The organism is Streptomyces sp. MCA2 (assembly GCF_023544705.1).
Taxonomy (GTDB): Bacteria; Actinomycetota; Actinomycetes; order Streptomycetales; family Streptomycetaceae; genus Streptomyces; species Streptomyces decoyicus.
Map to the genome: position 1 here is coordinate 1 of NZ_JAMJFM010000056.1, position 18,928 is coordinate 18,928.

At 65.5% G+C, this 18,928-nt stretch carries 13 protein-coding genes and 1 pseudogene; 7 read left to right on the top strand and 7 right to left on the bottom strand.

Annotation, left to right across the window (positions count from 1 at the left end; all coding sequences use genetic code 11):
* Nucleotides 1–335: 335 nt before the first annotated feature.
* The 4 genes from M8I34_RS33695 to M8I34_RS33710 are packed head-to-tail and all read right to left on the bottom strand — an operon-like array spanning nucleotide 336 to nucleotide 8,102.
* On the bottom strand, nucleotides 336–1,436 hold the full coding sequence (locus M8I34_RS33695) for an AAA family ATPase (protein WP_250056155.1): 1,101 nt from the start codon (nucleotides 1,434–1,436) through the stop codon (nucleotides 336–338).
* Nucleotides 1,433–3,325, bottom strand: a complete 1,893-nt coding sequence (gene drmB / locus M8I34_RS33700; protein WP_250056157.1) for a DUF1998 domain-containing protein — start codon at nucleotides 3,323–3,325, stop codon at nucleotides 1,433–1,435. Before drmB ends, M8I34_RS33695 begins: the two co-directional genes overlap by 4 nt.
* A 5-nt stretch (nucleotides 3,326–3,330) precedes the next feature.
* Nucleotides 3,331–6,489, bottom strand: a complete 3,159-nt coding sequence (locus tag M8I34_RS33705; RefSeq protein WP_250056159.1) for a helicase-related protein — start codon at nucleotides 6,487–6,489, stop codon at nucleotides 3,331–3,333.
* Entirely contained in the window at nucleotides 6,486–8,102 is a 1,617-nt protein-coding gene (locus M8I34_RS33710; protein WP_250056161.1) for a nuclease-related domain-containing DEAD/DEAH box helicase, read from the bottom strand. Before M8I34_RS33710 ends, M8I34_RS33705 begins: the two co-directional genes overlap by 4 nt.
* Nucleotides 8,103–8,807: 705 nt before the next feature.
* Between M8I34_RS33710 and M8I34_RS42050 the strand changes: the two are divergent.
* From M8I34_RS42050 to M8I34_RS33730, 4 genes and pseudogenes are all read left to right on the top strand, one after another.
* Nucleotides 8,808–9,479, top strand: a pseudogene (locus tag M8I34_RS42050) (RNA polymerase sigma factor RpoD/SigA); the annotation flags it as partial.
* Between the two features lie 255 nt (nucleotides 9,480–9,734).
* Nucleotides 9,735–11,834, top strand: coding sequence for a helix-turn-helix transcriptional regulator (locus M8I34_RS42055; RefSeq protein WP_250056247.1), 2,100 nt, complete (start codon nucleotides 9,735–9,737; stop codon nucleotides 11,832–11,834).
* Nucleotides 11,831–12,823 (top strand): hypothetical protein, encoded by a 993-nt coding sequence (locus tag M8I34_RS33725; protein ID WP_250056163.1) that lies wholly within the window; start codon nucleotides 11,831–11,833, stop codon nucleotides 12,821–12,823. Before M8I34_RS42055 ends, M8I34_RS33725 begins: the two co-directional genes overlap by 4 nt.
* Entirely contained in the window at nucleotides 12,820–13,755 is a 936-nt protein-coding gene (locus M8I34_RS33730) for a DUF6339 family protein (RefSeq protein ID WP_250056165.1), read from the top strand. The genes M8I34_RS33725 and M8I34_RS33730 overlap by 4 nt, the downstream gene beginning before the upstream one ends.
* Here the strand turns inward: M8I34_RS33730 and M8I34_RS33735 are convergent.
* From M8I34_RS33735 to M8I34_RS33745, 3 genes are read right to left on the bottom strand one after another with little or no spacing between them, the layout of a single operon-like run.
* Nucleotides 13,676–14,995 (bottom strand): DNA cytosine methyltransferase, encoded by a 1,320-nt coding sequence (locus tag M8I34_RS33735; RefSeq protein ID WP_250056167.1) that lies wholly within the window; start codon nucleotides 14,993–14,995, stop codon nucleotides 13,676–13,678. The genes M8I34_RS33730 and M8I34_RS33735 overlap by 80 nt on opposite strands.
* Nucleotides 14,992–15,999 carry a DNA cytosine methyltransferase gene (locus M8I34_RS33740; RefSeq protein WP_250056169.1) on the bottom strand — a complete coding sequence of 336 codons (1,008 nt, stop codon included), beginning with the start codon at nucleotides 15,997–15,999 and terminating at the stop codon, nucleotides 14,992–14,994. The genes M8I34_RS33735 and M8I34_RS33740 overlap by 4 nt, the downstream gene beginning before the upstream one ends.
* Nucleotides 15,996–16,451 carry a very short patch repair endonuclease gene (locus M8I34_RS33745; protein ID WP_250056171.1) on the bottom strand — a complete coding sequence of 152 codons (456 nt, stop codon included), beginning with the start codon at nucleotides 16,449–16,451 and terminating at the stop codon, nucleotides 15,996–15,998. Before M8I34_RS33745 ends, M8I34_RS33740 begins: the two co-directional genes overlap by 4 nt.
* Nucleotides 16,452–16,704: 253 nt before the next feature.
* Here M8I34_RS33745 and M8I34_RS33750 point away from each other — a divergent pair, with 253 nt between their 5' ends.
* The 3 genes from M8I34_RS33750 to M8I34_RS33760 all read left to right on the top strand — a co-directional run bounded on the left by M8I34_RS33750 (nucleotide 16,705) and on the right by M8I34_RS33760 (nucleotide 18,829).
* Nucleotides 16,705–17,280: a hypothetical protein gene (locus M8I34_RS33750; protein ID WP_250056172.1), complete on the top strand. Its 576-nt coding sequence runs from the start codon at nucleotides 16,705–16,707 to the stop codon at nucleotides 17,278–17,280.
* Nucleotides 17,277–17,666: a hypothetical protein gene (locus M8I34_RS33755; RefSeq protein ID WP_250056174.1), complete on the top strand. Its 390-nt coding sequence runs from the start codon at nucleotides 17,277–17,279 to the stop codon at nucleotides 17,664–17,666. Before M8I34_RS33750 ends, M8I34_RS33755 begins: the two co-directional genes overlap by 4 nt.
* Before the next feature lie 698 nt (nucleotides 17,667–18,364).
* Nucleotides 18,365–18,829, top strand: a complete 465-nt coding sequence (locus M8I34_RS33760) for a hypothetical protein (protein ID WP_250056177.1) — start codon at nucleotides 18,365–18,367, stop codon at nucleotides 18,827–18,829.
* Nucleotides 18,830–18,928 lie beyond the last annotated feature (99 nt).

The window sequence follows — 18,928 nt, forward strand, 5'->3', positions numbered from 1 at the left end:
TCCGTTGCTCTCTGAAGGACGATGCACGCGGCGGGCTCATGGTGGCCGGTCACCAGTCTTTCCGTCGCCTTCCGCCCATTGCTGCGAGTACTTACGTACAGGCGCCGCAAGTGAACTGTCCTGTTGCCGCGCACCTTCTCTTCAATCCAAAGGCCAATCCGCCTCTGGAAGACAGTTGAAACGGGCGGTCTGCGGCGACGGGCCGGCGGGCTGCAATAACGTCTCAAGAGCCTGAGTGGTGGTGCTCGCAGGAGCGGGTGATCGCAGGATTTGGTGGGTGATGGGGAGCAAACGCAAGCCGCTTCTACTTCGGGATGGAATGCTATGTCGCAAGATCAACCAGTGTGTCGGACCAACAAGGAATCTGGGATCCTCGACAGGATGGCCGGCTCTTGGGAGCCACGGTGGGCGAAGTGGAGATCCTCGCGGGCCCGAGTGCATAGCACAAAGAATTGGAGGCGCGCCTCGACGCCGGTCGGATCCTCTGTGTAGGCGTCCAGGTCCGGCACGAAAACGCTGTCGAACTCCAAGCCCTTCATGCTGGCCGCGCTCACGATCCGGATGGGGCGCGTCGAAAAATCGATGGTGTTCCGGTATGGATCGTCATGGACGTAGGCCTGCGTGTGTTTCGCGAGCCCGAGTTGGGTGAGCCCGCTCTGGATCTCCCGCAGTAAACGGGTCGACCGGCAGATGATCCCGATGCTTCGCTCCGGATGCGCACTGAAGTAGTGCGAGATTCCAGTGAGCAGATTCCCCAGAGAGGGCACCCGGAGGACGCTGGGGGGCCGACCGCCGCGCGCCGGCAGCAGAATGTCGTCCCCGAGCCCCTTGCGGAACTCAGAGGCCAACATGGCAATCTCTCGACTGTTCCGGTGGTTTTCGCGCAGCACGAGTGGATCCGCTTGCATGGTGAGCGCCCGACATATCTCGGAAACGGTGCTCTGCTCGTCACCGATCCGCTGCTCCTCATCTGCGAACACAGTGACGCCGACACCCAGGATGCGGCACAACTGGTAGAAGGCGACGGGCAGGTTCTGCCCCTCGTCGATCACCAGATGAGTCTTGGAGGTGACCTGCTTCAGAACGCAGACCCGCTGCATCTCGATCCAGTGGTAGATCCAGCCGTCCTCGTCGAGGTGCGGGGGGCGGGTCTGAAAGCGGACACGCCAGAATTCTCTGAGCCACCGATGGTAGGTGGTGACGCTGAGAGCCTTCGTGAGGTCCGGGGCCATTTGCGCAATGTATTGATGCAGCAGATTGGAGCGCGTGAGCAGAACGACGTCACGCCCGGCGGTTGCCAGCGCCCAAGCCCGGTAGACCGCCATTACGGTCTTGCCGGCCCCCGGCCCTCCGGTGATGACGTGACGCCCGTGGAACGGGAGGTCGATGAGCGCTTGTTGCTCGGTCTCGAGATCGAGGAGAGAGGGGATTCTCATGCCGGATCGACGGCTCCGGCCGATTCATCGATTGCGGCCTGGAGAACTCCTCGGAAGAACCCCGGCACCTCACCGTCTCCGATCAACAACGTCCTGTCCAGGAGCGAATTCTCGATCTCACAGCAGGTCTCGGGAAGCAGCGTGCACGCATGGCAGGCAGCCCGGTTGAGATTGGCCAGAGACCTGCCCGTCGAGTCGGCACACAGCGGGTCCTGTGAGCACCATTGCGCCGATTCGAGCAGGCGGATCAGAGTCTCCGCGAGATGCGGTGATTGCCCTTGACGCACGAGTCCGCCGAGTGTCCCTTCTGCGTCCCCGGCGGCGGTGTAGATGAACACGCCTGCCTGTGGTGGAAGCTGGCTCCCGGGGGCGTGACTTCGGGCGTATACGCGTTCCCGTAGCGAGGCCGCGTTGTACCCGCTGTCATAGGAGAGTTGACGGATGAAGTGATGGGCCAGGGTATGCAGCATCACGAATCGCGGGAGAAGCTCCGGGCCCGACTTGCCTCTCAGGCGGTCGGCCTTGAAGGAGGCGTCCAGGTTGCGCTCGATGCGTCGCGTCCAGTCACGCACCGGCATGAGCCTCTCCCAGGCACTCAGGCGCGCTTCGTCGACGGCGACGAAGATTCCTTCCCCGTAGGTTTCCATGGCCGGCAGCCACTCGGCCCGTGCCTTGGTGTTGACCGAGACGACGCGCCCGCCCTCGCCCTCTTCGCCGTCACCGGAGCTGGGCTCATACCGCGAGAACCCTTCGAGGGCACGGACCTCGCGTACTCGGTCCGCGACGACAACGGCTGAGATTCCTGCGGCCAGTTCCTGCATGGAGTCGGGATCGTCGGGCCGAACTCCGAGGTGCGTGCGGCGCACGGAGAACGTCTTCGATCCGGCGACTGATTCCGGCGCAGAGAAGGCCGCCCATTCATCGATGCTCAGATCATCGTCCGCTTCGACCGTCGGAGGGATCGCGGCCGCATCGTCCACATAACGACGGCGCAGAGCATCGACGAATTCTTCCGACACCTCACAGAGATTCGCGAGGGCATTTTTGAGGGTGTCGAACATCGGACTCCCCTCCGCATCCTTGAATTGCGGCCACAGGGGGTGATTGACGACTTTCTGAGTCAATTCATCGTCCTCGGGCGCACCTGCGGGCGCGGGGATGTCGATTGCCGAGTGTGTGATCGGAAAATACACATTGGAGGCGCCACGCTGCACCGCTTGTGGTGTCTCCTGACAAGGGTCCGCCTCGTCGTTCTCGGGTTGCCAGGGATGGGTCCCCGGACACTCCAGTCCAATCTGCTTGAGGATGTTCTTCTGGCTGACTCCCGCCAGGCTGCGTCCGGCTCGACAAACGGTACAGACCACGCGCAGGGCTTCCAGTCCCGAGGATTCGGGAGTGGCGATGAACCGGAGCCGGCGAACCTGGCAATTACGTTGGGTATGCCCTTCGCCCTTGGAGTGAGCCCATCGTCGCCAGTTGATGTCGGCCATATGGCCTGCCCGGCAAACTTGGATGAAACGCATCGGGGCCAGCTGTGACTTACCGGGGCAACGCCCGCAGTTCGGTTGCTTGTCCCGTACCTCGCGATCGGGGCTCCACAGGTGCATGTCCCTGCACTGAGGGCAGAACAGCCACTTGGGGAACCGTACGTATACGGGTCCGATACGGGTCGCGAAGGCAGCCTTGCCCGAAGGGATGACAGGGGCCGAGCGGAGGCCCTGAACCCGCAGTTTCGCTGCGAGCCGCGGTGCATCCACCTGCTCGGCATTCGCGGCCCAACTGCGAATATCGGCTGCTACGAACGACTCACCTCGAAGATCGATGATGCCACCGACGCCGAACGGAACAATGGTCTGTGACCTGCGGACCTTGCGGCGAATGTCCCTCACTGATGTCACGTTCCCCTCACGTGGACGAGGCACTCGCGGTCGACATTGCGCATCGACTGCGCCGTCTCCCACATGCCACCCTTCTTGCCGAAGTCGGTGAGGAGCGATGAGTGCGAGCGCCCCTGCGGTTGGTAGTAGAGACGGCTGCCCTCGCCGCGCGCGATCGCGGCCTCCTGCTGCCATTCCACGATCAGCGCGTCGAGCTGTTCGGTCGCGGCACGGGCCTCCTCCGGATCGGCTCGTCGCACGTGATCCACGACGAGGCTTCGGATCCGTGCGACTCCATCCGCATGATCGAGGATGTCTCCCGCCTTGTTCTCCGCGTTCAGGCCGATTCCGTGTCGGACGAGAATGGTGAGCACCGCGTGCAGGGCACGGTTGCGGGAGGGCATGGACCATGGTGTGACGCTGGTGGGCTCGACGTGCCGGTAGAGCGAGCGGTGGTAGGCGCCGAACGACTCGTAGTGGGACCGGTCGCGGGGCTTGGTCGAGCGGAAGAGCGTGACGATCAGCCCGGGCACATGGCGCCGGCCGACACGGCTGGTGGCCTGGATGTACTCGGATGTGGTCTTGGGCTGCCCGTTCATGATCATGAGTCCGAGTCGAGGTACGTCGACGCCGACGGAGAGCATGTTGGTCGTGGCGAGGAAGGAGATGCTGCCCGGATCCTTGAAGCCTTTGCCCAGCCGCTCCAGGAGACGTGGTTGGGCCGCCCGTGGGATATTGCTGGTGAGCTCGACCACCGAGTCGTCGCTCAGCGTGCGGCGCCGAGTGTCGTCCTTCGTCAGGTGCGCGAGACGCGCGGGGATGTCGTCCCGCGCGATCGTGACGGTTCGGCCGAGTTCGCGCAGGCTGTTGTGGTAGGCGACTGCGGTCCAGTACGCGTCGCGCAGGCTGTCGTCGTCGCTGATCTCCTTCGGGGCCTGCAACGCGGCGGCACCCACGTGGACCGTCGAGGTCGAGGCGGTGTGCCCTTGAGCCATGACGCCCACGTAGAGGCGCCCGGGCCTGTCATTGTCCGGTGCGGCGAAATAGGAGTGACCTGCCGTGATCCCCGGCGGGGGGAAGAGTTGCGCCGGACGGCCGTAGAGGCTCCGAATCTGGTCCTGTGAGCGTCGGATGGTCGCTGTCGACGCGACAACCTTCGGCACGGAGCCACCCCAGGCGCAGAGTTCGAGGATGGCCGACTCGTAGAGACCGACCGTGGTCCCCAACGGACCGGCCAGCAGGTGAAGTTCGTCCTGGATCACCAGCGAGGGCGGGCGCTTGCCGTCGTGCCCGAAGAGATTGCCTGCCTCTGTTTCCCACGCCAGGCGCGCGAACTTGTCCACGGTGCCGAGCACGAAGGTCGGAGGGGTCTTGTAGATCTGTTCGTCCACCACGGAGACGGGGAGCCACTTGTGGAAGTCGCAGGCCTTGCGCGGACAGAAGAACGAGGTGGTGACTCCGTCCGCGCTGATGCCGAAGTCCCGCTCCTGCCCCTGGCGTTCCGGGACGATCTCGGTGCCGCACCAGGGGCAGCGTTCCAGAAGGAATCGATCATCGGGCTCGTTCATCTGCTTCAGGACATCGAGTTCGTCCTGCGCGTGGGCGATCTTGTTCGGGGTCGTGTCCTTGCCCACCCAGAGTCCAATGGTGATGGGCTCCTCACCCAGTTCGTGGGACAGCGGCCCGTCCCGTCCCTGCCTGATGTATTCGAGGGCGCAGACAGCTGTCGCCGTGCGCTGGAATTGCTGTGTGGTGAGCAGGCTCAACGTGTATCGACTCAGAACGGCCGTGCCGCCGCCTGCTGCGCCGAACCGTAGCCGGCGCCAGAGGATCTCGAAGCAGGCAGTGAGAAGATACGCCTCCGTCTTGCCGCCACCCGTGGGGAACCAGATGAGGTCGACGGTCCTGCGGTCCTCGTGGTCCGGGTTCATGAGTCCCTCGACCACGAGCAGGAAGTAGGCGAGCTGGAAGGGGTGCCACGCATAGCTGTCATCGGGCTCGGTCAGCTCGACCACGTCGCTGTTTCTGCGCCGACGCCTGCCCGCCAATTCCGGGAGACTGTGCAGCATTTGGAGCGCCATGGCCCGATTGGCCAGGCGGAAGGCCTCGCGTGCCCTGGCTCCCGCCGGAGTCGATGCGGTGAGGGCCTCCACCCCTGATGCCATGCGGTCGACCGCGGTTCTGATGCGGTCGAGGATGCGTCCGGCTGGTTCGGCGGCCCATTCCCGCAGGGACTCCGCCTCCGAGAGCTGGGTGACGAACCACTTGCGATAGCCGAGGACGAAGGAGTGAAGTTCGCTCCGGAGGTCGTCCACGGAGAGGTCGGGACGCGACAGGTGCGCGAGGTTGAGCACCGGGAGATGCTTGGGTCCGTCGGGCTTGATGTGCTCGACCACCTGCTGAGGCATGACCTGCGCTCGCACGGTGGTGACCCGGTCGGATTCGTCTTCCCACTCGACGGCACATCCGTGGCCCACGGCTCTCGTCACGATGTGCCGATACTGGACGCGGAGTTCCTGCTCCTCCTCGTCCCGGCTGTTGAGGCGGGTGCTGGGATACTCGAGGATCGTCTCCTCGAGCGTCGTCGCCTGGAGATGCGCTTGGAAGAGCATCAGGTCCCGGTCCTTGTGGGTGCTCTCCTCCTCGGAATGGGCGTTCGCCAGTACGCATGTGATGAGATGCCCGGCCCCGAAAGGCCGCCAACGGACGTGCAGACGACCGTGCCCGTCCAGGACGCGGATCGGGGTCGTCTGTTCCATGGTGACGGTTTCCGTTGTGGAGAGCCGCGGTTGCCGATGCCAGCTGCGACGCCCGCCTTCGCGCGACGTCACGTAGCGGGACGCTTCACACGTCACCTCGATGCGCCGGGCATTGGTGAAGAAGGAGAAGCCGAGGGACGACGGCAGCCATGCGTTCGCCTCGGCCACCGGGTCGTCGGCGAAGCTGTCCTCTTCACCGTTGCCGGCTGCCGTCTCGTTGAAGTCCTGCTCGCCCTGGTCCTGCGAGTGCTCCAGCAGGGAGGCCCCACGCGGATACAACGTGCCCATCAGGTAGCGCCGGTCGGGTGGGTCGACAAGGGTCTCGTCCTCGGCCACGGCCGGGCCGACCAGTTGCTTGCGGAGATAGGCCACAAAGTCGGTACGGTGCTGGGAAACCCGCGATTCGGCGTAGGTCATCCGAGAAGCCCCTGCCGCTTCAGCACGGAAACACCCAGGTCCTTCAATATCTCGCGGGCGCCGGGGCGGCATGCGACCCAGAGCTGTGCGCGGGCCCTGGTCCAGGCCACATAGATCGCGTCGAGTCGCCCTTCGAGATGGGAGGGCTCGAGGTCGATCAGACAGACCACGTGATTCTCGTGGCCCTTGAAGTCGGCGACGGAGGACCAGGTGAGGCGGTGCTTCGTACGGTCGGACCCGACCACGTCGGCGAACCGCTCGATCTTGGAGGAGCGCTGTGACAGGCGGGCCGAGCTGGTCGCCCACTCCCCGGAAGCGGACAACAGGGTGATGTCCCTGGGGGAGACCCCTTCCCCCACGAGTTCGTTCACGTAGGCGTCGAGAGCGGTGGCCTCGTCCTGGGCATCCTGCGCGTCGGCGAAGCGAACCGGTTCGCCCTCACCGGCGGAGGCGACGCCCAGATCAGCTCCGGTGTACGAGTGGACCTGCTTGACGATCTGCACAGTGTTCCGGCAGTTGCGCTTCATGGGTCCGTATACCGAGCCCATGGCGCGCAGATACTCCCAGGCCTCGGAATCGTAGGTGTCCGGAGTCAGTACCTGATTGTTCTGGTCCAGCATGAAGATCCATCGGCCCTCGGCGAGGCCGCCCGCGACCAGCGCGTCCAGGGCGTCGAGATCATCAAAGGTCATCAGGTCCTGAGCCTCGTCCACGATCAGATGATCGAAGGAGCGCCCCCGGACCTCGTCGAGCCGGTCGAACGGCAGAACAGTGATCGCGTCGGCGGTGAGGATGCGGCCCACATGAGCCGCCAGTGTGGTGCTCGCGCAGGTGAACAGGACACTGCCGTGGGCGGACTTGCGGCGGGCCGCCTCGGCGGCGAGGAACGTCTTGCCGGTACCTGCGCCGCCGGTCCAGATGAGTCGCTCGTTGGACTCCAACTCGTCGAGCCGGTCGAGCTGTTCGTGGGTGAGGCGTTCGAAGGCGACGTCGAGATGTGTCAATCGGGACTGAAGATTCGGTACCAGGTCGAAATCCGGGCGGATGGCTTCGAGCATCTTTTTGCGCAGCGCAGCGGAGACCGGGGTGCGGGCCCACTTGTTCCGCGCCAGCCAGAAGCGGGTGGCCCGTTCGATGCCCTGGGCCAGACCGCGTCCACCGTCGTACGCAGTGGCACCGAGGTACTGCTGGGGCTCGAACTGGGTCAGGCGTGGGATGTCGACGTCCGGGGTGACCACGAGGTACCCGCCGGCGACACCATGGGTTCGCAAATCGCCGACCAGCGCACCGATCTCCCGCTCGAACTCGTGCATGCCCCCATTGGCCTGCTCCCAAGGGCTCTCCTTGGGACCGTCCTCGCGACCGGGAGGTCCGTAGTACCACTTCCCGTCGCGGTGGTGGACACGACCGCCCTTCACCTCGATGAAGAGCAGCATCTCGGGAGTGAGGACGACGAAGTCGATCTCGCCGACGCGCTTCTTGCCGTGGCGGGGGAGGTGAACCGTGTGCAGCGCGACACTCTGTCCGTCCGGAATCGCCTTCAGCGCCCTGAACACGTCCCGCTCGGCCCTGCTCTCGGTGCTGTCCGAAAGCTCGCTCGGGATGATCCGCATCAACTCTCCCCTGGTCACGCCGACACGACTTCAAAATACAGAGTGTTGCATCCTCAGGATGCGGTTACTGGTGAGAAGTGCTGCAGCGGCAGCCCGATGAGTGATGGACTACGAGGGAACAGAGGCGAAGTGAGGGCGCGGGGCGTGATGGCCACAGAGCGGGACGGTGCATCCAGCGGACGGTTGGATGAAGCTGGTCGGGAGATGCTCGTCGGCCTCATACGTCGGTTCACCGCCGAGGAAGTCGACCTCCGCACGGCTCTGCGGCAAGTGATGAGGGCTGCCCGCCTCGACGTACAGGAGACCCAGGCCCTGCATGCAGCCGTGACGACGGCGGAGGCGGAAGACGAACACGCAGGAGAAGAGCGGGCCCTCCCACAAAGTGACGCGGTCGACGAGGGTGCCGCCCTCGACGAGCCTCTCGACGACTTCGATCCCCCCGATGAGGAAGAGGAGGGCCCGGACCTCGAGTCCCTCCGAGGGACGGTGCGCGTCGCCGACATGGAAGCCGCTCGTCGTATCGCTCGGCGCCTGATCGAAGCAGATCGGAGGCGAGTCGACCCGAAGTGGCGTCTGCTGAGCGCCGAGGAGGAGGTGGGGCTCTGTCTCCTGTTCCGAGGGGACAGAACGTCATCGGAATTGTTGCCCGACGGCTACGCGGCGACTCTTTCGCGGGACGGTGAGGCGCACAGGGCCTTATCCGCAATGATCACCCACAACCAGCGACTCGTTCACAAGATCCTGCATGGCCTGGGGCACCGGCCGGGAAATCCCATGTACGAGGATCTGGTCCAGCACGGCATGATCGGGCTGATCCGCGCCGTGGAGAAATTCAACGTCTCCATGGGGTGCAAGTTCTCCACCTATTCCACTTGGTGGGTTCGACAACGCATCACCCGAGCGGTGGCCGACGAAGGAGCAGCCATCCGACTCCCGGTCCACATGTGGACCGATGTGGAGAAGGTGCGGAAGAGGGAGCGACTGTTCCTCGACCAGGGCAGGAAGCCCACTTTGGATGATCTCGCTCTGGCATGTGAGCTCAGTCCGGCGAAGGTGGCGGAGTGCCTGCGGTTGGGGCATCGGGCAGTTCTCTCGCTCGAGCAGCCCATCGGCGAGGGCGCGACTCTGGGAGACTTGGTCGTCGATGGGTTTCGGCCGGTGCCAGGGCCGGAGCAGGTACTCCGGTCCGAATTCGAACGTCAAGAACTCTTCCAGCACTTCGATGAGTGCATGTTCACGGAGAGAACTCGGAAGGTGCTCCTGCTGCGATATGGATTCGTCGATGGCGCGCCCTGGACGTTGGACGAGATCGGTAGGCAGTTCGGGGTCTCGCGGGAACGCATTCGGCAGATCGAGAAGCGAGCCCTGAAGGACCTGCGCATTCAACTGGGCTTGGAGCCCGAGGATGCCGATGCGGAACGTCGTCGCCGAAAGGCCGCACGAAATATTGCTCAGAAGGCTGACGGAGGGGCCGGACTTCCCGGAGGCGCGGAGGAGCAGGAGGAAGCGGGTGCCGGCGAACCGCTGTCGCTCGACAAGGCAGGTACGCCGGAGTCAGAGAGCAGTTCCGACGGGAGAGAGGGAACGGTGGCCTTGAAGGAGACCGAGTTCGGTCGATGGTTGGCCGAGCGCATGCTGGGAAGCGGGACGGACGAGAGCGAACTGGCGCACCGGCTGGGTGTGACGCGCGCGCTGGTCGAAGCCTGGCTCGACGACCGTTCCGTGCCTCGCCCGGATCTCTTGGCCAGGGTGCAGGAGGTCCTTGGACTCCCGGAGGAATCCGCTCAGGGTTCTCCGGCCGATCCGGAACCACAGGACGAATCCGCGGAGACATCGCTCGTGTGGTACCACCGTCCCGGGCACGACGACGGCGGGCGGGAGTTCGGCAACGCGGCGGCCTTCGCCTTCGAGGCCGATCTCGAGGTCCTGGCCCGTGAGGCCACCCAGAACAGCCTGGACGAGCGTGACAGGAGGAACGACCGTCCGGTCAGGGTCCGTTACACACTGCACGAACTGACCGGTGACACTCTGGCCCGGTTCCGCAGGGCGATCCGCTGGCACGATCTCCACCCGCACTACGAAGCGGCGGCCGCGCAGGACCAGAAGGTCGGACGCGTCATCAGTGCCGGGTTGCGGGAGATGTTCGAGCGGGATCGGCTGGTCCTTCTTCGCGTCGACGACTACAACGCCAACGGGCTGACCGGTGACGACTACGAGGACGGCCGATTCGCCGCCGTGGTCCGACGCCAACTCGAAAGCCGCAAGTCCGATGCGACGGCGGGCGGTTCGTACGGTCTCGGAAAGGCCACGCTCTGGGCGACCAGTCGTCTGGGACTCGTCCTCATGAACTCCACGCTCTCCGAACCGTACGAGGGGCGCACCCGGCGGCGGCTGATCGGACGACTCGATCTGCCCTGGCGGGAGGTGGACGGCAGGAGATTCGCCGGTCCCGCCTGGCTGGGGCGGCCGGATACGCAGGCGGACAACGCAGAGGTCGCCCGCTCCTGGTGGGCCGATGAAGAGTCGGTCGAGAACCTGCATCTCACCCGCGAGGGCGATGATCCCGGCACGTCCTTCCTGATCGTCGGAGCACATGATGTGGCCAGCCTCGCCGATGCCGGGTCGGACCATGAAGGCGATGTGGGCGACGACGAGGACAGCCTGGAGCGCATGCACCAGAGGTTGGTTCGAGCCCTCGGTCGTAATTTCTGGGCCGCGATGACGGCGGGAGGCGACTGCCGGCCATTGCTGGAGGCATCAGTGCGGACGCTGCGCAACGGCGTGGAACACCTCGAGGAGGAGCGGGTCGAGCCACAGGTGCATCAACCCGCGCGTTCGCGCGCCCTTCAGGCCTTCCTGAGCGGCACCACCGTGGACCGGCTCACCGAGGCCGGACAAGTGGCGCTCACCACGGTGCCGTTGAAGGTTCCCGAGCGGGACGGTCTTTCCGGCACGGCCGGTGAGCACCGGGCGGTACTCCTCGTCACCGAGGCCACGGACGCCGACGGCAGGATCAATCAGGTGACCGCGATGCGCGGCAATCGCATGACGGTCAAGACCAGCTGGGTACCGGGCCTCCCGGTGGGGACGAACCCGTTCCAGGCCGTTCTGCTCGCGGGTCGGGCGGCAGGGGACGACGCGCCGTTCGCGGCCGAGGCCGAGGAGTTCCTGCGGTCCTCCGAGCCGCCGGAACACAACAAATGGCGCCAGACCGAGGAGTTGAGGATGCGCTACTCGCCCTCGGCCCATCGGCGGATCGCGGCGTTGACGTCGGAGACCAACAGGGCCGTGCACCAACTCGTGGCAATCCCCAAGGAGAAGAAGCCCGGCGGCACGAGCAAGGTGAGCAAACGGCTCAAGATCTCCGGCAAGCCCACCGTCAGGGCGAGGGGGACGGCGGTGCCTCCGAAACTGGACGATCTGGAGGCCCTGATCGACTCCTCCGGCGCCTGGCAGATCACCGCCGAGGTCAAGGTGTCGCCCGGGGGAGCGCCCTGGCGTATGAGTCCCGTTGCCAAGCTGGAGGTTCGCTCCGGTCCCCGTCCGGTGGTCGAGTGGGCGGAACTCGTCGCTGTCAGCAACTGTGAACTGATCGGTGGCGTACTCCATTTCACGCCCGGCTCACATCGAGCCGTGTTCCGAGGCGTCACCGATGTGTCCACACACCCGGTGCGGGCCGCGCTGGCCGGCCTCGTCGTCGAACTCCAGGAGAGCAAGGGGAGCGTCGCATGAGGGCCTACCCGTACCCCCGTCCGACCGGCGCGGTGACGGCGCGCGTCACTGCCGTGCGGCTGCGCGGCCCCGGCGACGCCCGTGAGCAGTTGGACACCAGGGGATACTCGGTTGTCGAGGAGGTCGTGGCACTCGGTGTGGCCGAGCGCGACGACTGGCAGACGGCGCGGATCGCCCTGACGGCGACCGTACCCGTACGGGAGATCGAGACGAAGGGCCACTGGTCCGACATCGCGGTTGTCGCCGTCCTCACGGAGGGGGCCACCAACGCACGCACCGTCGCCCGATTGGAACCCGGTGCGGAGGACGGCAGGGATTGGACCGGTGAGATCGAACTCGACCGGGACAGTCACCTGGACCGCGCGTCCCTCGCTGTGCACGTGGTGGCCACAGTCGAGGGGATGGCGGGTCGGATCATCGCGTCCACCGACCGGGAGTGGGTGATCGATGTGACGTCCCGAGCCCCGCTCAGGGAGCGCCAACTCGACGTCAGCACAGTGAGTTTCGCCCGTGGCGCCGAGTGGCTGAGGAGATTCCGGGACGCACCCTGGATCGTGGACACCTCGGGGCGGATGCCCACAGTGCGCTTGAACTCGGATTTCGAGGGTCTCGTAGCGCTCGTGGAAGGCCAGGGCTCGAAGGCCGAGAGCGTGGTGAGCGAGATGCTGCTTGCCCAGATGTGCGCCGACGTGTGGACCGCTGTCTTCCACACCGCCATCGGCGACCTGGAGATCGAGGACGACGGGACTCCGCTGTTCCCGCCCGACTGGCGAGGTGCGGTGCTCCGGGAGATGCTCCCGGACGTCGTTCCCGGGCGGTCCGTGGAGGACGCGCTGCGAGAGGTACACACCCGGCGCACCGGCGAGGGGGGTTGGACGGATCTTCAACCGCGCATCCAGTACGCAGCCGCACGTCGTGCCGAGATCCCCAAAGCGTTGGCCGCCACTGTCCGCGACATCGAACGACTCGACCAGGAGACCCACGCGTGACTTCCCGCCCCGAGCACCTGCCGGAACGGCTTGCTCTGATCTCCGATGCGCAGGCCGCCGAGTACATCTCCACAGGACTGCTCGAGGGGCGCGAGGACGTCCCTTCCATCGCGCTGAACAAGGTTGCCGAGCCGCTGGCAGCCGACGACGCGCGATTGCGGTTGCACCGAGTACGGGATCTGGTCGACGACGCCCTGAACATATTCCGGGACGAGCGCCCCACGGCAGCGGACGCGTGGCTGGCGCCGCGACTGCACGAGACCCTTCGGCTGACGCGCAGGGAGGCGGCCGAGAAGCGGCTCTGGACGTATATGGCTCTCGGGGTGGCACCGGACTACGTCGTCTGGCGGCACCTGTCCGAGCCGAAGGCCGACGGTTCGCGCGGACGTGTGGCCCGGGACAAGTTCGTCGGCGCGCACTACAGGCAGGCGTTCGCCCGACTCTGGTGGGCGGCCGAGCTCTTCCGCGACGGCTCGGACTATCAACCTGTCGTCGTGGCATGCGGCAACCAGGACATGCTCAACTCCGCTCTCCGGCTGGACATCATCGATCATCGCCCGACCGCTCTGGCTCTCGTCGGACTCTTGGAGAGGGGGACCGTACGCACCGGTCGCGAGGTCAACGCACTGACACCCGCGGTCAACGCGGCTGCGGCGACGCTGATGTACGACGTCATCGCCCCGGATGTGGCGAGTGACGGAGAGCCTCTGCGTGAGTGGATCGCGGGTGCCGCATCAGCCGTCCCGTCCCCCCGGGGCTACCTTCCTGAAGGCCCGGAGGAGGAGCGTGCCCCGAAGGAGGCGGTTCGGAGACTGGTCGCCCACTTCGAGGAGCTGTTCGTGGATGTGCCGGTCAGGGGGCGGACGTCCGACGGGCTCGAGGGACTTTGTGCGAGTCCGGAGGGCACCGGCTCTGATCGCCGCACCCGATGACTCGCAGCTCGTCCGTGGTGGTCCGGGGCACGGTCGGCCAAGTGGTCGAGGCGGTCAACTCGTCCTGAGAGGGGGTGTTCCCGCGAAGTGCCCTGCTGAGTACGTGCATGCCGAGCCGGGGTGGTACCGCATTGCCCACCTGCTGCGCCTGGTCGTTTCCCGACCAGGGGAAGTTGTGCGGGAAGGTCTGTAGGACTCCGGACTCGGGGATGGTGAAGCGGTCGGACTTCTCCGCCTCGTACTCCGCAATGCTCTTGTACACCTTGTTCCGAGAAATCTTTCCGGTGACCGTGAAGGCCGGCTCGGAGGACAGACGCCGACCTCGGTTCTTCGGATCGCCCCCGGAGCCGTAGTTCGAGACGACGAAGAAGTTCATTTTGCCTCCCGTCCGGAGCCGGGACACGTCCACGGGGGAGGCCTTCAGCTTGCTCGCCGCATCGAGGGCCTCCGCCATGGAGAGCCAGCGCTGTTTGGTCCCGGGAAGCGCGGAATCGGTCGGGAACATATCCGCCTGAGCGGCATTGCGTTTGCCCCGATGCAGGTCGAAGGGCAGGTGGGTCGCTTCGAGCGGTTCGATGGCCCCATGTCCCGGCAGCCGGGCGATGAGTACGGCGCGTGTGCGCGTCTGCGGGACCCCGAACTGCTCGGTCTTCAACTCCCAGCATTCCGCTTCGTACTTGACGCCCTTGAGGCGTCCTTCGCCACCGCGCAGAAGCTTCGCGTAGACCTCCCAGAGGGGCAGCACCGCAGGCACCTGTTCGAGAACGATCACCTTGTACGGGTCGCGGCCCTCTGTCTCGATCGCCTTGAGGAGCCAGCGGAGGGGTTCCAGGACCAAGGCGGTGCGTGGGTCTTCGCCGAGGGCGTGCAGATCCTTGTCGATCCCGGCTTCGTCCTCCCCCTCCACGAGGCGGTGAATGAATTCTTTCACCGTGTTCAGCGCTGCCCGTCCCGCGCCGCTTCCCGCGACGGAGAAGGACTGGCAGGGTGGCCCGCCGGCGAGTATGTCGACCGATGTGGGGATCTCGTCGAAGCGGGTCTCGCGCATCACGCTCACGTCGGCGTGGATCGTCGGCAGGCCCGCCGCGTAGCGCGTCTCGCACGCGTTCCGGTCCCACTCGATCCCGATGCTCTTGAAGCCCAGGAAATGCGCGGCCACGTCGAGTCCACCAGGACCTGCGAAGAGGTCCAGGATCCGGATTTCGTCGCGATGATGAACCTGTGTTCCCGGGCTGTTCATAGGGGTGAAGTGTAGCCGGCGACAGGGGTTGCGGGCGCCGCCAGTGCGGATCGGATGGCCAGCCCGAGCGCCTTGGCCACCGGTGGTGGGGAGGCGTGCCCGATCTGGCGGTAGCGGGCCGTCTTCTTCCCGGCGAATCCCCAATCGGACGGGAAGCCCTGTAGGAGCGCGGCCTGGTCCGTCGTGATCCTGACCATCCCGTGCCGCCCCGTCTCCGGTGCCCAGGCGAAGTCCGGCCCGGGAGCGTGGTCGGCCACCGTGCCTCCATCGACCCCCATCCGGCTCCAGGCCTTCTTCGTCCCTGTCGGTCCGAGGTCCGCGCCTCCTCGCCTGTCCGACCCGCCCACCAAGGTCGGTGCCACGCTGACCGCCTGTGCCGCCCATCGGTCGGCGTCCCGCCAACCGCCCATGGCCATCGAACGGTGCAGGGCTCGCCCCACGCACAGATGCTCGCGAACCGTCGGTTCCGGTGGACGGAACGCGTCAAAATGCTGCTTCTTGAGCGCGACGAGCAACCCTTGCCTCCGGTCCTGCGGCACCCCGAAGTCGGCTGCGTTCAGGACGAACCACCGGAACCGGTAGCCGAGATGATTCAGCTCCGCGCGGATGAAGTCGCGTATCGGCACGAAGGCAGGCGCGCCCACCAGCCCCGGTACGTTCTCGATGACCAGAGCTCGGGGCTGGACGGCGTGCGCCAGATAGACGGTCGCCTCCAGCAGCCGCAGCTCGGCCTCGGTCTCGGCCCTCGCGACCGTCGCGCTGGACTTCACGCGGGGCAGTCCGGCCGACATCAGATCGATGTCGTAGATCTCCTGGTGCCGGGAGGGGGCGAAGTCCAGCAGGTCCGTTTCCAGAACCTCCCACGCCGGACGGTTCCTGCGCAGTGTGTCGCAGGCCACAGGATTCTTGTCCAGGAGCAGTGCGGGCTCGAAGCCGGCGTGCTCCAGCCCCAAGGCCAATCCACCCGCCCCCGCACACACGTCGACGAATCGTAGTCCGCTCATCGGCCCCCGCCCCTCGTGGGTCGTTTCCGTCTGCTTGCCTTCTCCCGATCGACAGCCGCGGCCACCTGACGCATGACGACCTCCGGTGGCTCGTGTTCCCAGAAGCGCATGACCGTCCAGCCCTCGGACAGCAGCTGTGCGGTCGTCTCCTGGTCCCGCTCGATGTTGCGATCGAGCTTCTGTCGCCACCATTCCGCGTTCGCCTTGGGACTGGTGGCGTGCTCCGGGCAGCCGTGCCAGAAGCAGCCGTCGATGAGGACGGCCAGTCTGGTGCGCGTGAACGCGATGTCGATCTTGCGCCTGCGCATGCCGGGCACCGGATAGTGGGTCCGGTAGCGGTATCCGGAGGCATGCAGGAGCTGCCGTACTGCCCATTCGGCACCGGTGTCCCGGTTGGTCTGCTTGCTCATCCGGGCCGAGACATCAGGGCTGGAAGGGGGTGCAGCACGCATGGTCCCAGTGTCCCATTTCCCGATGTCGTTTCGGTGGGATCAGGAGGGAGACCCCCGGAGTCTGGTTCGAGTCCGGCACCGGCCACCGGGTCGAGAAGCTCTTCTCGTTGAGCTTGGACTTGTGGGGCGAGGGCGGTGGACTCGTCACCCTCTCGACGTATTCGGATGCATGGCTGGCACTCGACTACGCGATCGCGCACAGGCCGCAGTGCACGCGGAGAACGCGCCACGCCTTGCAGCGGTCCTACGGGGGATGCCCGAGGTTCTCGGAAGCACGATCGATCCCGGTGATCCCACCCGGCATGCCCACCCCACGGCCACGGGTTTTGAAGACCTGTCCGAAGAGGGTGCCGGCTACGACGACTCGTGGGGGACGTTCGAAGCCCCGGCGCGATGGCAGAAGCTGATGAAGTTGTTGCCGGACGGATATCCGGAGCAGAGCTACGAGAGCTGGACGGATGGCCCCGTCCGGTACGCGAAGGTACTGAGTCGAGACCGGGTGGTGGGCTACCTCTGGGTCGCCACGGACGAGGACGCGGCGGGCTACGAGCCGCGGGCGGCGGTAGGCGAGGCGGCCTTCGAGGAGGGCGTCCCGTGGTTGCTGCACTTCGCGAAGGCGCATCAGGCGGGGGTGCCACTTCTGGGCGCACTCCGGGAAGGCGATGAGACGCCGCGCAGGGCTACGGCGTTGTTTCTCTCGGCCCGCTCGCCATGGTCTGCTTCGCCTACGATGCAGACTTCCTCATTGAGGAGGAGTCGAAGTACCTGCCCGTCGAGCTCCTGGAGCGTCCGAGTGGGATGCCGATCAGTGAAGGTCAAGACCCCATGAAGATGCTTCCGATTTTTGAGGAAGTCCAAGCACAGAATCAAGGCTTGTTCCAGCATGCCTCTTTCAGTCAACTGGCAGGACGCCTTCCCCCTTCCCTGCGCGAGCCGTTGGCAATGTACTTGTCTGGCTCATGCTCTCTCCTTGTGGCAGGAAATGTCCAGGATCCGATGAGTGCAGAAAAGGGGGCAGTTGTCCCCTTCGGATATCTCACCGATGGTGAATGGGTATGGCCTGCCTACTGGGGATACTTTGTTCAGAAGTACGGAGTGAAGCCCCCCGATGCATTTATCGAACATGCGCGGAGGCATAACTTCACCCCGGCCACTCTGTCCGACGAGGAACTGGTCCGTGCGGAGGAGGGATTTGAGGAGCAGTTTTTCGACTGAGCTGCTCCTGCCCGTCAGAGTGCGGGGAGCAGGCGAGTTCCCTCCTGTGCAAACTCACCGCATGTTGCAAGGGCAGCGGCCGCGTTGACCTCGTGGCGCCTCGACGACAGCTGAACGGGAAAAAGTCGCCTGCGTGATGGTGAGCCGGCACGTCATGCCATGCCCCCGCCGAGAGCTGTGGAGCGGCTCGACGGGAAGGTTATCCTCGGAGTTGCTCCGTCAAGTCGCCCCGCACGAGGTGGCGGACAGTTGGCAGGGATGGGCGTGGTATGTGATTGCCACGCGTCATCGCTTGCCCCACGAATTTTAGAGAGGCGCGGTTGCCATACTGCTGGTGCGAGACGCGAGTGCGCGTAGTGCTTCGCCAGGGGGAGTCAGAGTGACCGAGGATTCTTCACGCAGGGTGTTGGAGCGGCTGCGTGTCAATGAATGGGCCGACGATTGCGCGGCGGCCGATCACGCCAATTCGCGTGCTCTGCTCATGCGCGAATACCTGCGACGAGCGGCTCTTTGGGCGGGTGCTTACGGGGCGGAGCAGTCCTGGCCGTTCTTCGACATCGCGGAGCACGTCGATGCGGAGCTCCAGACACCCCCTGACGTCGCCGCCGAAGTGGAAGGAGTCCTGACCGGGCTCGCCCCCACTTCGCTGAAGCGGACCTGCCGAGCAGCTATCCGGTGGGCGGCGCTCCGTGATGTCCGTGACGACCTGCCTGTCGATCTGCCGGACCCCTATGAACCGCTCCTCCTCATGTACGAACGGGGTGGGGGGGTACTTCCTGGAGGAGTACCTCGATCTCAACGGCGTGATGATCCGGCTCGGCAGCGTGGAGAGCAACGCTTCTGCCACGCCCTTCCTCACGCTCGCTTCAACTACGCTCGACGCACTTGATGCCGAAGGCCAGATCACCTACTACGCGAAGGTCGACGAGGGCTCCCCCCCCCGGCACAGTCCGCGCGGAATCGTCCGGCGTCGAATAGACGAAGGCCAGACGTATGACGAAGCCTTCACCCGGCATCTCCGCTGGGAGCCGACCGAGTACCTCAGGCTGTACGACCTCGGTCACAACGAAGTCGACCATGTCAAGATCACAGAGATCGAGGCTGCCGCGTTCATCGAATCGGTGACGACGAAAATGCTCGGCTCCTCTGGGGTCACACCATGACACCCCTCCTGAACTGCTGTTTCTCCCGATGCCGGGCCGTCCGACACGGCTCCCTATGCCGCATCATGTGGAGTGTGTCGTGTTCTGGAGCGGGCGGCC